The sequence below is a fragment of the Herbihabitans rhizosphaerae genome (genome assembly GCF_004216555.1).
In the GTDB taxonomy this organism is placed as follows: domain Bacteria; phylum Actinomycetota; class Actinomycetes; order Mycobacteriales; family Pseudonocardiaceae; genus Herbihabitans; species Herbihabitans rhizosphaerae.
In genome coordinates this window covers 536,001-550,102 of the sequence record NZ_SGWQ01000002.1, presented here as the reverse complement: position 1 = coordinate 550,102, position 14,102 = coordinate 536,001, and the positions used below count along the sequence as shown (strand labels likewise).

The 14,102-nt window shown below is 70.5% G+C and carries 15 protein-coding genes; 9 read left to right on the top strand and 6 right to left on the bottom strand.

The features are described 5' to 3' along the window. From EV193_RS08215 to EV193_RS08175, 9 genes are all read left to right on the top strand, one after another. Positions 1-1,587, top strand: coding sequence for an N-acyl-D-amino-acid deacylase family protein (locus EV193_RS08215; RefSeq protein WP_130343386.1), 1,587 nt, complete (start codon positions 1-3; stop codon positions 1,585-1,587). Continuing rightward, positions 1,587-2,204 carry a bifunctional 4-hydroxy-2-oxoglutarate aldolase/2-dehydro-3-deoxy-phosphogluconate aldolase gene (locus EV193_RS08210; RefSeq protein WP_130343385.1) on the top strand — a complete coding sequence of 206 codons (618 nt, stop codon included), beginning with the start codon at positions 1,587-1,589 and terminating at the stop codon, positions 2,202-2,204. Before EV193_RS08215 ends, EV193_RS08210 begins: the two co-directional genes overlap by 1 nt. Beyond that, positions 2,201-3,589, top strand: a complete 1,389-nt coding sequence (locus EV193_RS08205; protein ID WP_130343384.1) for a GntP family permease — start codon at positions 2,201-2,203, stop codon at positions 3,587-3,589. Before EV193_RS08210 ends, EV193_RS08205 begins: the two co-directional genes overlap by 4 nt. Before the next feature lie 25 nt (positions 3,590-3,614). Further along, positions 3,615-4,709: a lactonase family protein gene (locus tag EV193_RS08200; protein WP_130343383.1), complete on the top strand. Its 1,095-nt coding sequence runs from the start codon at positions 3,615-3,617 to the stop codon at positions 4,707-4,709. Continuing rightward, on the top strand, positions 4,706-5,995 hold the full coding sequence (locus EV193_RS08195; protein ID WP_130343382.1) for an extracellular solute-binding protein: 1,290 nt from the start codon (positions 4,706-4,708) through the stop codon (positions 5,993-5,995). The genes EV193_RS08200 and EV193_RS08195 overlap by 4 nt, the downstream gene beginning before the upstream one ends. Further along, the gene (locus tag EV193_RS08190; RefSeq protein ID WP_130343381.1) at positions 5,995-6,912 is read left to right on the top strand and encodes a carbohydrate ABC transporter permease; all 918 of its coding nucleotides are present in this window, start codon (positions 5,995-5,997) and stop codon (positions 6,910-6,912) included. Before EV193_RS08195 ends, EV193_RS08190 begins: the two co-directional genes overlap by 1 nt. After that, on the top strand, positions 6,909-7,742 hold the full coding sequence (locus EV193_RS08185) for a carbohydrate ABC transporter permease (protein ID WP_242613217.1): 834 nt from the start codon (positions 6,909-6,911) through the stop codon (positions 7,740-7,742). The genes EV193_RS08190 and EV193_RS08185 overlap by 4 nt, the downstream gene beginning before the upstream one ends. After that, a complete protein-coding gene (locus EV193_RS08180) occupies positions 7,739-9,133 on the top strand; it encodes a beta-N-acetylhexosaminidase (RefSeq protein WP_130343380.1) in 1,395 nt (464 codons plus the stop codon). Before EV193_RS08185 ends, EV193_RS08180 begins: the two co-directional genes overlap by 4 nt. A 154-nt stretch (positions 9,134-9,287) precedes the next feature. Beyond that, entirely contained in the window at positions 9,288-9,647 is a 360-nt protein-coding gene (locus tag EV193_RS08175; protein ID WP_207222575.1) for a hypothetical protein, read from the top strand. 65 nt (positions 9,648-9,712) lie between these two features. Here EV193_RS08175 and EV193_RS08170 read toward each other — a convergent pair whose 3' ends face one another. From EV193_RS08170 to EV193_RS08145, 6 genes are read right to left on the bottom strand one after another with little or no spacing between them, the layout of a single operon-like run. After that, positions 9,713-10,369 carry an urease accessory protein UreD gene (locus EV193_RS08170; protein WP_423202142.1) on the bottom strand — a complete coding sequence of 219 codons (657 nt, stop codon included), beginning with the start codon at positions 10,367-10,369 and terminating at the stop codon, positions 9,713-9,715. Between the two features lie 47 nt (positions 10,370-10,416). Next, entirely contained in the window at positions 10,417-11,145 is a 729-nt protein-coding gene (gene ureG / locus EV193_RS08165) for an urease accessory protein UreG (RefSeq protein WP_130343377.1), read from the bottom strand. Beyond that, the gene (locus EV193_RS08160; RefSeq protein WP_130343376.1) at positions 11,102-11,776 is read right to left on the bottom strand and encodes an urease accessory protein UreF; all 675 of its coding nucleotides are present in this window, start codon (positions 11,774-11,776) and stop codon (positions 11,102-11,104) included. The genes ureG and EV193_RS08160 overlap by 44 nt, the downstream gene beginning before the upstream one ends. Next, complete coding sequence (locus EV193_RS08155) at positions 11,776-13,479, bottom strand: urease subunit alpha (protein ID WP_130343375.1); 1,704 nt, start codon at positions 13,477-13,479, stop codon at positions 11,776-11,778. The genes EV193_RS08160 and EV193_RS08155 overlap by 1 nt, the downstream gene beginning before the upstream one ends. Continuing rightward, positions 13,476-13,787, bottom strand: coding sequence for an urease subunit beta (locus EV193_RS08150; protein WP_130343374.1), 312 nt, complete (start codon positions 13,785-13,787; stop codon positions 13,476-13,478). Before EV193_RS08150 ends, EV193_RS08155 begins: the two co-directional genes overlap by 4 nt. 9 nt (positions 13,788-13,796) lie before the next feature. Next, on the bottom strand, positions 13,797-14,099 hold the full coding sequence (locus EV193_RS08145) for an urease subunit gamma (RefSeq protein WP_130343373.1): 303 nt from the start codon (positions 14,097-14,099) through the stop codon (positions 13,797-13,799). Positions 14,100-14,102: the final 3 nt, after the last annotated feature.

Below are 14,102 nucleotides of genomic sequence, written 5' to 3'. Positions count from 1 at the left end.
ATGGACATCGTGTTTCGCGGCGCACGGGTGGTCGACGGCACCGGCGAGCCGTCCTACGTCGCCGACGTGGGCGTGACCGACGGGCGCATCGCCGCCGTCGAGGGCGGCGCGCTGACCGGCGACACCGTGATCGACGCGGACGGCCTGGTCCTCGCGCCCGGGTTCATCGACATGCACTCGCACTCCGACCTGCAGATCCTGGCCAATCCGGAGCACCTGGCCAAGGTGTCCCAGGGCGTGACCACCGAGGTGCTCGGCCAGGACGGGCTGTCGTACGCACCGGTGGACGACGCGACGCTGGCCGGTCTGCGCGCACAGCTCGCCGGCTGGAACGACGACCCGCCCGGGTTCGACTGGAGTTGGCGCAGCGTCGCGGAGTACCTCGACCGGCTGGACCTCGGCATCGCGGTGAACGCCGCGTACCTGTTGCCGCAGGGCACGATCAGGATGCTGGTGGTCGGCTGGGACGACCGGCCGGCGACGCCCGACGAGCTGGACCGGATGCGCGAGATCACCGCGACCGGGCTCGCCGAGGGCGCGATGGGCATGTCCTCCGGGCTGACCTACACGCCCGGCATGTACGCGAACACCGACGAGCTGGTCGCGCTGTGCGAGGTGGTCGGCGCCGGCGGTGGGTACTACAGCCCGCACCATCGCAGCTACGGCGCCGGCGCGCTGGAGGCCTACGCCGAGATGGTGGACGTGTCCCAGCGGTCGGCCTGCCCGCTGCACCTGGCGCACGCCACGATGAACTTCCCGGTCAACGCCGGCCGCGCGGGCGAGCTGCTTTCCTTGCTGGACAACGCGATCGCCGAGGGTACGGACATCTCGCTGGACACCTACCCGTACCTGCCGGGCGCGACGTACCTGTCCGCGCTGCTGCCGAGTTGGGCCACCGAGGGCGGCCCGGACGCCACCATCGCCCGGCTGTCCGATGTGGACACCCGAGAGCGGATCCGGCGGGACATCGAGGTGACCGGCTCGGACGGCTGCCACGGCGTGCCGGTCGACTGGTCGTCCATCGAGATCAACGGCGTGCGCGACCCGGCGAACGCCCACCTGGTCGGGCACAGCGTCGCCGAGTCGGCCAGCACGGCCGGCGCCGCGCCCGCCGATCTGTACTTCGACACGCTGATCGCCGAGAAGCTGGGCACCTCGTGCCTGATGCACGTCGGCCACGAGGACAACGTGCGGACGATCATGCGGCACCCCGCGCACACCGGCGGCAGCGACGGGCTGCTGGTCGGCGCGCGCCCGCACCCGCGCGCCTGGGGCACCTTCCCCCGGTATCTGGCCCGCTACGTGCGCGAGCTGCGCGTACTCGGGCTGGAGGAGTGCGTCGCGCATCTGACCGGCCGGGCCGCGCGCCGCCTGCGGCTGACCGATCGCGGGCTGGTCAAGCCGGGCTACGCGGCCGACCTGGTGCTGTTCGACCCGGACACGATCGCCGACACCGCGACGTTCGACGAGCCGCGCACGCCTGCCGCCGGAATCCCGTACGTGCTGGTCAACGGCGTTCCGGTGATCAGCGACGGTGCGCACACCGGCGCGCTGGCCGGCCACTCGCTGCGCAACCGGGGGGCGTGATGGACCTGCTCGGCGAGCTGCGCACACGGCGTGCGCTGTGCATCGTGCGCGCGCCGGCGGTGCCGGATCCCGTCGGCCTGACCGGCACGCTGGTCGACGCCGGGCTGCCCATGATCGAGATCGCGTTCACCACACCGAACGCCCCGCGCGTGATCGAGCAGGCGTCCACTGTGGACGGTGCGCTGATCGGCGCCGGCACGGTGATGACCGCGGCGATGGCCCGGGACGCGGTCAACGCCGGCGCGAGATATCTGCTCACGCCGGGCCTGCGCGACGACGTGGCCGAGGAGGCCGAGCGGCTCGGGATTCCGGTGGTGCTGGGCGCTTTCACGCCCACCGAGGTGGCCGACGCGATGGACATCGGGGCCGCCGCCGTGAAGGTGTTCCCGGCCGCCCGGCTCGGCCCGGCCTACTTCCGCGACCTGCGCGGTCCCTACCCCGACGTGCCGCTCGTGGCCAGCGGTGGTGTCAACGCCGGCAACGCCGCCGCCTACCTCGCCGCCGGGGCGATCGCGGTCACCGCCGGCAGCGGCGTGGTCCCGCCCGACCTGACCGATCTCGACCGCATTCGCCTGCGCGCCAGCGAGTTCGTCGCCGCCGTGAAGGAGCAGCCATGATCCACTGGTTACAGCACGAGACGGGCGGCCTGCTGCTGCTCGCCGCCGTCGGCATCGCCCTGCTGCTGTTGCTGATCGTCAAGTTCAAGCTGGAGCCGTTCATCGCGCTGCTGGTGATCGGGTTGCTCACCGCGCTGGCCGCCGGGGTGCCGATCGGCACGCTGGTCGGAACCGCGCAGGATCCCGGAAAGTCGTTGCTGGAGACGGGTTTCGGGTCGATCCTCGGGCACATCGCGGCGATCATCGGACTGGGCACCATGTTGGGCGCGATGCTCGAGGCGTCCGGTGGCGCGCAGGTGCTCACCAGGGCGCTGCTGCGCGCGCTCGGCGAGAACCGGGCGCCGCTGGCGATGGGCCTGGCCGGGCTGATCTTCGGCGTGCCGGTGTTCTTCGACGTCGGCATCTTCGTGCTGGCACCGCTGGTATACGTGGCGGCCAAGCAGAGCGGCAAGTCCATCCTGTTGTACTGCCTGCCGCTGATCGCCGGCCTGTCGGTGACGCACGCGTTCCTGCCGCCACACCCCGGGCCGGTCGCCGCGGCCGCGCTGCTCAAGGTCGAGCTGGGCTGGGTGATCCTGATGGGCGCCGCCTGCGCGATCCCGGCCTGGTACATCGGCGGCGTGATCTTCTCGTCGTGGATCGGCAAGCGGATGCACGTGCCGGTGCCCGAGGAGATGCTGGAGGCCGCCAAGGTCGCCGACCGGCCCGAGGAGGAGCCGAGACTCGGGCTGGTGGTGTCGATCATCGCGGTTCCGCTCGCGCTGATCCTGGCCGGCACATTCGGCAGTATCTGGTTGCCCAAGGGTTCGGTGGCCGCCGGTATCGCCAACTTCGTCGGCACGCCGGCCATCGCGTTGACCATCGCGGTGCTGCTCGCCTTCTGGCTCCTGGGATATCGCCGTGGGATGACCCGCTCACAGGTGGCCGAGATCGGGTCGGTGTCGCTGCGTCCGGTGGCGATGATCCTGCTGGTGGTCGGTGCCGGCGCGTTCTACGGCGCGGTCCTCAAGGCCACCGGGATCGGCACGGCATTGGCCAACTCGCTGGCCGACGCCGGGCTGCCGGTGATCTTCGCGGCGTACGTGATCAGTTGCGGGCTGCGGATCGCGCAGGGCTCGGCGACGGCCGCGATCGCCGCGACGGCGGGCATCATCGGCCCCACCATCGCCACCACCGGGTTCTCCCAGCCGGAGCTGGCGCTGATCGTGGCCGCCATCTGCGCCGGTTCGATCATCGCCTCGCACGTCAACGATGGCGGATTCTGGATCGTGTCGCGGTACTTCGGGCTGACCGTCAAGGACACCCTCAAGACCTGGACGGTGCTGGAGACGATCCTGTCGGTGGTCGGATTCGCGGTCGCCGCAGTGCTCATTGCGATCATCTGATTTCCCTGCGGTGAAAGGAAACCACGTGCGTGCCCTACCCAGAAGGACCCTGCTCACCGGCGCCGTGGCGGGTGCCGCAGCGCAGTTGTTCGGCACGACCGCCAGTGCCCACGGTAGGAGACTCGGCGTGTACCTCGGCAGCTTCTCACCGGATGCCGGCGTGCAGCGTGGCACCGTCGACCCGCGCACCGGCGTACTGACCGTGGGGGCGACCGTGCCGGACCTGCCGGACTCGTCCTGGTTCGCCCACTCGGCCGACCGCCGGATCGTCTACGTCACCAACGAACTGCCCGAGGGCCACGTTTCCGCCGTGGACGCCGCCACCGGCAGAGTGCTGAACAAGCAGTCCACGCACGGCGAGGCACCCACACACCTGAGCGTGCACGGGCAATTCCTGCTGACCGCCAACTACGGCTCCGGCTCGGTCGTGGTGCATCGGCTGGCCGGCGACGGCACCATCGGCGAGTCCACCGACCTGGTGACACACACCGGTGCCGCCGAGGCGCACGCGCACCAGGTGCTGCCCGACCCGAGTGGCCGCTGGGTGGTCGCCGTGGATCTCGGCACCGACTCGGTGTACGTGTACGGCCTCGACCCGGCGAGCGGGAAACTCCGTGCGCGCCAACAACTTCGGCTGCCCACCGGGTACGGGCCGCGGCATCTGGCGTTCCACCCGGACGGGCGTCGCGCCTACATTCTCGGTGAGCTGCGCTCGGAGATCACGGTCGCCGCGTGGGACCCGTCCGCCGGCCTGTTCACCCCCGGCCAGGTGATCGGGACGCTCGGCGACGCGACACCGCCGCAGAACTTTCCCTCGGAGATCCAGGTGTCGCCGGACGGGCGGTTCGTCTACGCCGCCAACCGGGGCCACGACAGCATCGCCACCTTCGACGTGCGCGGCGAGCGGCTCGCGTTCGCCGGCACCACCCCGTGCGGCGGCGCCTGGCCGCGGCACTTCACCCTCGACCCGACCGGCCGCTGGGTGTACGTGGCCAACCAGCGCGCCAACGCCGTGTCCTGGCTCCTCCGTGACCCGCGCACCGGCCGGCTCGGGTCGCCGGCCGGGTCCGCCGCGGTGAACTCCGCCTGTTTCGTGCTGTTCGGAAGGAACGCCCGATGAGACGCCCACTCTTACTGATGGCCCTGGCCGTGACGCTGGCCGCCGGATGCGCACCGCCGCAGGCGTCGAACAACCAGCAGCAGTCCGGCGGCGGCGAGACCACCGGCGAGCTGAAGGTGTGGCTGTTCCAGGAGGCGAACAACACGCCCAAGGAAACCGTTGTGGCGGAAGCGAAGCGGGAGTTCGAAGCGTCGCACGCCGGCGTCACCGTGAACGTCGAATACCTCCCGGTCGACGGGCGGGCCAACCGGTTCAACGGCGCGTTCAACGACCGGAACAGCTCCCCCGACGTCGCCGAGTTCGGCAACACCGACCTCGCCGGCTACATCGCGTCCAACGGGTTCGCCGACGTGTCCGGCGACCTGGCCGGCTGGGCGGAGGGCAAGGACCTCGCGCCGACCGTGCTGGACACCGCGAAGATCAACGGCAAGACCTACGGCATCCCGTGGTTCACCGGGACGCGCGCGCTGTACTACCGCACCGACGTGTTCACCGAGCTGCGCATCAACCCGCCGAAGACGCTCACCGAACTGGCCGACACCGCCCGCGCGATCCGCAAGGCCAAGCCCGATCTGTACGGCATCGCCACCGGCGGCAAGTACGTCTACGCGGCGCTGCCCTACGTGTGGGCGCACGGCGGCGACGTCGCCACGCGCGACGGCGACAAGTGGACCGCCGGCGTGACCAGCGCCGCGTCCCGCGAGGGGCTGCGCCGCTACGCCGAGCTGATCAACGACGACATCTGCCCGCCCGCGGCCTGCGCGCAGCTCACCGGCAGCCAGTCGGTGGCCGCGTTCGCGGCGGGCAAGGCCGGCATGGTGATCGGCGGCGACTTCAACCGCAAGGCGATCGAGGCCGGTACGGCGAAGGGCAAGTACGCCGTGATTCCGTTGCCCGGCAAGGAGATCGGCGCGATCGCGCCGCCGTTCGCCGGCGGCAACCTGCTCGGCGTGTTCCGGGCGAGCAAGAAGTACTCGCTGTCGATGGAGTTCAGCAAGCTGCTGGCCGGCAAGAAGTACCAGCGGAAGATGTACCAGGCGATGGGCAACCTGCCCACGTTCACCGACGTGCAGTCCGAGCTGGCCGGCGCCGACCCGACGCTGGCGGCGTTCGTCGCCTCGGTGAAGGCGGGCGCCAAGTTCGTGCCGGCGAGCCCGGCCTGGACGAAGATCGACGCCGCGAACATCATCCCCACCGCCATCCAGCAGATCGCCACCCGGGCGCAGAGCGTCGAGGCTGCCACCGACGCCGCGGCCGCCGAGATGAACAAGGCGTTCGGCGGCTGATGACCGTTCCCCGCCAGCGGACCCGCCGCGACGGGCGCGCCGCCGTCCTCTACCTCGCGCCCGCCGCGGTGCTGCTGGTCGGACTGATGGCCTATCCGCTGTTCCAGCTCGCCCAGATCTCGCTGTACGACTACAACCAGCCGCAGGCCAGCGGCGCGGAACCGTTGCGGTTCCTGGCTTTCGCGAACTACGCCGAGCTGCTGACCGATCCGCAGTTCTGGAGCGTGCTGCTGGCCACGGTGCTGTTCGCCGCGGTGTGCGTGGTCGGCAGTCTCCTAGTCGGCGGCGCGCTCGCCGTGCTGGCCACGCGTGCCCGGCCGATCCCGCGCATGCTGTTGTTCCTGGCCGCGCTGGGTGCGTGGGCCACCCCGGCGATGGCCGGCTCTTATGTGTGGCTGTTCCTGTTCGACCAGGACCTCGGGCTGGTCAACGAGGTGCTCGCCGGGCTCGGATTCACCGGTCTGGAAGGACATTCGTGGACCTTCGACCGGTTCTCCGCGTTCGGGCTGGTCGCCGCGGAGATCATCTGGTGTTCGTTCCCGTTCGTCATGGTGACCATGTACGCCGGGATCAAGGCCATCCCGTCCGAGGTGGTGGAGGCGGCCCAACTGGACGGCGCGTCCTGGCGGCGGATCGCCACCGGCGTGATCCTGCCGATCCTGAAACCGCTGATCGTGATCGCCACGATCCAGTCGATCATCTGGGACTTCAAGATCTTCACCCAGATCTACGTGATGACGGGCGGCGGCGGTGTCGCGGGCCGCAACCTCGTGCTCAACGTGTACGCCTACCAGAAGGCGTTCGCCGGCGAGGAATACGGCATGGGCGCGGCGATCGGCGTGGTGATGACCGTGCTGCTGTTGCTGATCACCGTGATTTACCTTCGCGTGCAACGGAAATCGGGGTGGCAGCCGTGAGGTCCCGGATCTCCGATGTGCTCTGCGTGGTCGCCGCGATCCTCGTCGCGTTGCCGCTGTACTGGATGGTGCTGTCCGCGCTGAAACCGGCCGGCGAGATCCAGTCCGCCGATCCGCGCCCGTGGACGTTCGCCCCCACGCTGGACAGCTTCCGCAGAGTGCTCGACGTGCAGGGTTTCGGGCAGTACTTCCTGAACAGCGCCCTGGTCGCGGTGCTCGTGGTCGGCGGGTCGATCCTGCTGTCGTTCCTGTCCGCGGTGGCACTGACCCGGTTCCGGTTCCGCGGCCGGACCGTGCTGCTGGTGATGCTGCTCGTCGCGCAGATGGTGCCGGTCGAGGCGCTGACCATTCCGCTGTTCTTCATGGTGCGCTCGGTCGGCGACGTGGCGCCGGCGTTCGGGCTCAACGAACTGGGCCCGCTGGTGCTGGTGAACCTGGCGTTCAGCCTGCCGTTCGCGATCTGGATGCTGCGCGGGTTCGTCGCCGCCGTGCCGGCCGACCTGGAGGAGGCCGCCGCGCTGGACGGCGCCAGCCGCTTCCAGTTCACCTGGCGAGTGCTGTTTCCCCTTGTGGCGCCTGGACTCGTGGCCACCAGCGTGCTGTCGTTCATCCACTCGTGGAACGACTTCCTGTTCGCCCGGACGCTGATCTACTCCAGTACGGAGAACCGCACGCTGCCGCAGGCGCTGCTGGTGTTCTACAAGCCCGATGAGCAGGACTGGGGCGCGATCATGGCCGGCTCGACGCTGATGACCATTCCAGTGTTGATCTTCTTCGTGCTGGTGCAGCGGCATCTGGTCAGCGGGTTGGCCGGGGCGGTGAAGGGATGACCGCGTTCGACGGACTGCTCCCCCGCCCGGTGCGCGCCTCACCGGCACCCGGCGTGTCCACAGTGGACAGTTGGCGGACGCGGGTGGTCATCGATCCGGCCGAAGTTCGGCACGCCGAGGGGTACCGGATCACAATCACCCCGGACGGCGTGCGCGCGATCGCCGCCGACGAGTCGGGAGTGCGGCACGCCGAACAGACCCTGCGACAATTGGCCGGCCCCAACGCTTTCCGTGCCGCGAACATCCACAGTGGACAGTGGCACCTGCCGTGCGGCGAGATCGAGGACCACCCCCGGTTCGCCTGGCGCGGGTGCTTGTTGGATGTGGCACGGCACTTCCAGCCGAAGGCCGCCGTGCTGCGCTTCGTGGACCTGCTCGCCGCGCACAAGCTGAACGTGCTGCACCTGCACCTCACCGATGATCAAGGCTGGCGCGTCGAGGTCCCCGGCTACCCCCGGCTGACCGAGGTCGGTGCCTGGCGCGCCGGATCGTGGGTCGGCCGGCCGCCGGACGGAACCACGTCGCACGACGGCCGCCCGCACGGCGGGTACTACACGACCGACGACCTGCGCGAGATCGTCGCCTACGCGCGCTCACGGTCGGTCACCGTCGTGCCCGAGGTGGACATTCCCGGGCACAGCCAGGCCGCGATCGCCGCGTACCCGCTGCTGGGCGCGTGCGGGCCGGCGGAGGTGCGCACCGCCTGGGGCATCAGCGAACACGTGCTCAACACCGCACCGTCCACAGTGGACTTCTACCGCCGGGTGTTCGACCATCTCGCGGATGTCTTCGACTCCCCGGTGATCTGCCTCGGCGGCGACGAAGCCGGTCGGCACAACTGGCCGATCGGCTGGATCGCCGAGCACCTGTCCACGCTCGGCCGCCGCGCGCTCGGCTGGGACGAGATCCTGGAGACCGGGCCACTGCCCCCGGACACGATCATCGCGTGCTGGCGCAGCGAGGAGGCGGCGATCACCACCCGCCACGACGTGATCATGTGCCCCGAGCAGTCCGTCTACCTCGATCACCGGCAGTCCGACCACCCCGACGAACCGATCCCGGTCGGCTACCTGGTCACCCTTCGCGACGTGTACTCATACGAGCCGATCCCGCCCGGCATGCCTGACCCCGCAAGGGTTCTCGGTGCCCAGGCCCAGGTGTGGACCGAGCACCTCGACAACCCTCGCCGCGTCGACTACGCGGCCTTCCCCCGGCTGTCCGCGTTCGCCGAGGTCGTCTGGTCCCCGCCGGACAAGGACTACACCGAGTTCGAAAACCGGCTCGCCACCCACCACCTGCCGCGACTGGACGCGCTCGGCGTCGAGTACCGCCCGCTGCACGGCCCGCACCCCTGGCAAACCCGCCCCGGCGTCCCCGGCCGGCCGCGCTGACCGAGCAACAGGCTCATTCGAAAATCGAATCTGTGAGCCGACGGCGTCACAAGGACCGGGGCGGAGGGCGTCGCCTCGTACGATCTCTAAGCCGCAGGCGAGACAGATCAACGTCTTGTTCGCCACAGGACCACCGACGAGAAGGGAAATGATCTTGCAGAACGAGCACGGCCGTGCCTTCCGCGAAGCCTGGATCGCCGGAGTCACCAAGCACTACCCGGGCGAGCCCAAACCCGGCTACACCGCACCCTGGGAAGACACCCCCGACTGGGAGCGCGCCTCCGCCGCGGCCGTCTACGACCAGGTGCTTGCGTTCATCACCGCCACCGACGGCGCCACCACCAAACTCACCCGCGAGCAGAAGGGCAAGTTCGTCGCCCTCTGCTGGATCGGCCAGATCTACAAGCACTTCCCAGACCCCAAGCCCGCCTACGTCGCCGACTGGGACCAACTGCCCGACTGGCAGCAAGAAACCGACGCCGACATCTTCGAGCGCATCGAGCAACAACGCTAACAACTCGATGGACGTACCAGGCCAAGAGCGAGCGCCAGTACCCGGTGGTCCGGCTCGCCGTGCGGTCAGCCGGGCATTGAGGTGGTCAGTACGGCCAGGGCGCTGACCACATCGTCGGCCAGGACCGTGGTCAGCGCGCCGCCGTCGATCGGGACGCGCGACCACCACGGGCCACCGGCGGCCGCGGGTGTCGAACCGTCGAGGAGCAGGCCGGTACCCGACACCCGCTTGCCGGCCAGACCGGCGGGGCTGGCGTCCAGCTCGCGGTCGCCGATGTCCAACTGCTGGCGCAGCACCGGGCGACCGGCTCGCCGGACCGACAGCCCGCTGCGGCACCGGCCGGGCGACTCCCCCGACCGGCCGAGGACCAGGATCTCCCGCCACCGCAGGCTCGCCCGATCGCTGAGGTCGGCTGTCAGCACGGCCGTGTGATCGGCTCGCGCGGTGACCACCGTGGGCTCGGGCAGGTACTCCAGCGCACCCTCCAGATCGACGCGCACCGTCGTGCGGCTCGGCCCCGCATGCTGCCCGGGAAGCGCCACGGTGGCGGCGACACCGGCCAGCCGCAGCGTGGCGCCCGCGCCGACCCGCACGTCGAGCACCAGCTCATCACCGCCCAGCGGCGCGCAGGCCGAGCTGACCAGGTGCACCACGGCAGCGGCCTGCCGGCGGCGTTGCGGGACCAATGTGAGCGGTGCGGCGGAACGCAGCTCACGGATCACGCTGCGACCAGCTGAGTCGCATTCGACTACCAACCGGGCGTGTGCCTTCACGCCGGCTGTGCGGCCAGCCGGTCTCGCACCCAGGCGGCCACCTCGGGTGCGTCCGGTGTCCGCACCAGAGACTGGGTGATCACCGGCAGTTCGCCGCGCATGCGGTGCGCGTCGGTGACCATCACGCCCAGATCGGCGCGCACCTGTTCGGCCAGGTCGATCTTGTTGATCACAAGCAGGTCGGCCGTGGTGACGCCGGGACCACCCTTGCGAGGCACCTTGTCCCCGCCGGCCACGTCCACCACGAAGATCTGCGCGTCCACCAGTCCGCGACTGAACACCGCGGTGAGGTTGTCGCCGCCGCTCTCCACGATGATCAGCTCGAGCCCGGGATGGTGCTGTTCGAGGTGCTCGACGGCGTCCAGGTTGGCGCTGATGTCATCGCGGATCGCGGTGTGCGGGCAGCAGCCGGTCTGCACGGCCTCGATCCGAGTCGCGTCCAGCACGCCGGCACCGCGCAGGAAGTCGGCGTCCTCGGTGGTGTAGATGTCGTTGGTCACCACGGCCAGCTCGACCTGGCCGCCCAGCGCCCGGCAGAGCGCGGCGACCAGCGCCGTCTTGCCGCTGCCCACCGGCCCGCCGATGCCGAGCCGGAACGCCCGCCCGGCGTGGGTCGCGGCGGCGTGTGGATCGGGCTCGGTCGCGGTCGGGTCGAAGTTCACCGGATGCGTGTGGGTGTGCTCAACTGGCAAAGAGACGCACCTCCTTCTGACTGTGTCGATCATGGGCTTCGGCGAGCAGGTCCAGCCCCACCGCGGCGGGGGCGGGCAGGTCCGCGGGGTCCGTTCCGGCGTGCCGCACCGCGTACTCGGCGACCGTGTGCATGACCGGGATCAGCCGCATGACCAGCGCGTTCACCGCGAACGGGTCCAGGCCGAGCAGCCGGACGGCGGCGCTGGCCGGCCCGCTCACCGCCAGGTAGGCGACGGTCAGGGCGGCGTCGGCTGGTGCACCCTCGGACGCTCCGACGACCGCACCGACCGCGATCGGGTGGTGCGGCCGAGGCGTGGCGGCGGCGAGCGTGTCGAGCACGAGGTGGGACACCGCACGGAGGGTGCCGCGGCCCTGGGCGCGCGACGCGGTTCGCTGCGCGGGTGACGGTGTGCGGGCGTCCAGTTCGGCGTCCAGCAGCCGCCAGTGATCAACTCCGGCGTCGCGTCGACCGGCATGGGCAGCCGCCCCGGCGAACACGGCGGCCAACTCCCCCGCGGTCCGCAACCGGCCGGCCAGGAACGGCGCCAGATCCGACTCGGAGTGGACCAGCCCGCGAGCCACCGCCTCCTCGAGCCCGCCGGAATGCGCGTGCCCGCCGCCCGGGAACCGGGAGTCGGCGAGCATGAGCGCGGCGGCGTGCATCAGAACAGGAAGTAGCGCTGCGCCATCGGCAGCTCGGACACCGGTGCCGGCTCGATCAGCTCACCGTCCACGTGCACCGCGAAGCTGTCCGGGTCGACCCGCACGTCCGGCAGCGCGTCGTTGAGCACCATGTCCGCCTTGCCGATCCGGCGCGTGTCGGTGATCACCGACCGCGGGGTCCACGTGTCGATCTCCGGCTCGACAGCCACGAAATGCAGGCTGCTCGCCGCGGCCGCTCGCGGTGCGGCGCCGAACATCGGCCGGGCGAACACCGGCTGCGGGGTGGGGATCGACGCGTTGGCGTCGCCCATCGCGGCCCAGGCGATGAACCCGCCCTTGATCACCAGCGACGGGCGCACACCGAAGAACTTCGGCTCCCACAACACCAGGTCGGCGAGCTTGCCCACCTCGACAGAGCCGACCTCGTGCGCGACGCCGTGCGCGATCGCGGGGTTGATCGTGTACTTCGCGACATACCGGCGCGCCCGCAGGTTGTCCGCCGCGCCATCGCCGGCCAGCGCGCCGCGCCGGTCCTTCATCACGTGTGCCGTCTGCCAGGTCCGGATGATCACCTCGCCGATCCGGCCCATCGCCTGCGCGTCGGAGCCGATCATCGAGATCGCGCCGAGGTCGTGCAGCACGTCCTCGGCCGCGATGGTGGTCGGCCGGATCCGGCTCTCCGCGAACGCGAGGTCCTCGGGCACCGACGGGTTCAGGTGGTGGCACACCAGGAGCATGTCCAGGTGCTCGTCAATGGTGTTCACCGTGTGCGGGCGGGTCGGATTGGTCGAGGACGGCAGCACATTCGGCTGCGAGACGATCCGGATGATGTCCGGCGCGTGCCCGCCGCCGGCACCCTCGGAGTGGTAGGCGTTGATCGACCGGCCGGCGATCGCGTCCACTGTGGACTCGAGGAAGCCCGCCTCGTTCAGCGTGTCCGTGTGGATCGCGACCTGCACGCCGGTCTGGTCGGCGACCCGCAGGCAGGCGTCGATCGCCGCCGGGGTGGTGCCCCAGTCCTCGTGCAGCTTGAACCCGCCGGCGCCGGCGCGCACCTGCTCGTGCAACGCCGCCTCGGAGACGGTGTTTCCCTTGCCCAGCAACAGAATGTTGACCGGCTGGCCGTCCATCGCCTGGAGCATGCGGGCCAGGTTCCACGCGCCGGGTGTCACCGTGGTGGCCTTCGTCCCCTCGGCCGGACCGGTGCCGCCGCCGATCAGGGTCGTGACGCCGGACGCCAGGGCGGTGTCGGTGAGCTGCGGGCAGATGAAGTGCACGTGGCAGTCGATGCCGCCGGCGGTGACGATCTTGCCGTTGCCGGCGACGATCTCGGTGGACGGGCCGATCACCAGTGCGGAGTCGACACCGTCCATGGTGTCCGGGTTGCCGGCCTTACCGATGCCGACGATCCGCCCGTCGCGTACGCCGATGTCCGCCTTGATCACGCCCCAGTGGTCCAGAATGGTGGCGCCGGTGATCACCAGGTCGGGTGCGCCGTCGGCGCGGGTGGCCGTGCCCTGGCCCATCGATTCGCGGATCACCTTGCCGCCGCCGAAAACCACCTCGTCACCGGAGCCGCCCGGCCCGGCGGCGCGGTCCTCGGTGATCTCGATCAACAGGTTGGTGTCGGCCAGCCTGATCCGGTCGCCGGCGGTCGGGCCGAACAGCTCCGCGTAGCGCTCGCGATCCAGCGCGTCGGTCATCGGTCCAGCGCTCCCGCCGACTCGGGGCGCAGGCCCGGCACCACCCGCGCGCCGGCGATCGGCACCAGGTCCACCTCGCGCTCCACTCCGGGCTCGAAGCGCACCGACGTGCCGGCGGGCACGTGGAGCCGGTGTCCCCAGGCGGCGTCACGGTCGAACTCGAGGCCGGGATTGACGGCGGCGAAGTGGTAGTGCGAGCCGACCTGGACGGGCCGGTCCGCCGTGTTGATCACGGTCAGCCGTACCCGAGGCCGGCCGGCATTGAGCGGGATCGGATCACTGCCGCAGAGCACCTCACCGGGACGCATGCACACTCCTCACGGGATCGGGTCGTGCACGGTGACGAGCTTGGTGCCGTCCGGAAAGGTGGCCTCGACCTGCACGGAGTCGAGCATCTCCGGCACTCCGTCGAGAACCTGCTCACGTCGCAGCACCTCGCGACCGCTGCTCATCAGCTCGGCGACGCCGCGGCCGTCCCGCGCGCCCTCGAGCACGTGCTCGGTGATCAACGCGACGGCCTCGGGATGATTCAGTCGCAGCCCGCGCGCCTGCCGCCGCCGCGCCACGTCGGCCGCCACGAACACGAGCAGCTTGTCCCGCTCCTGTGGCGTGAGGTGCATGAA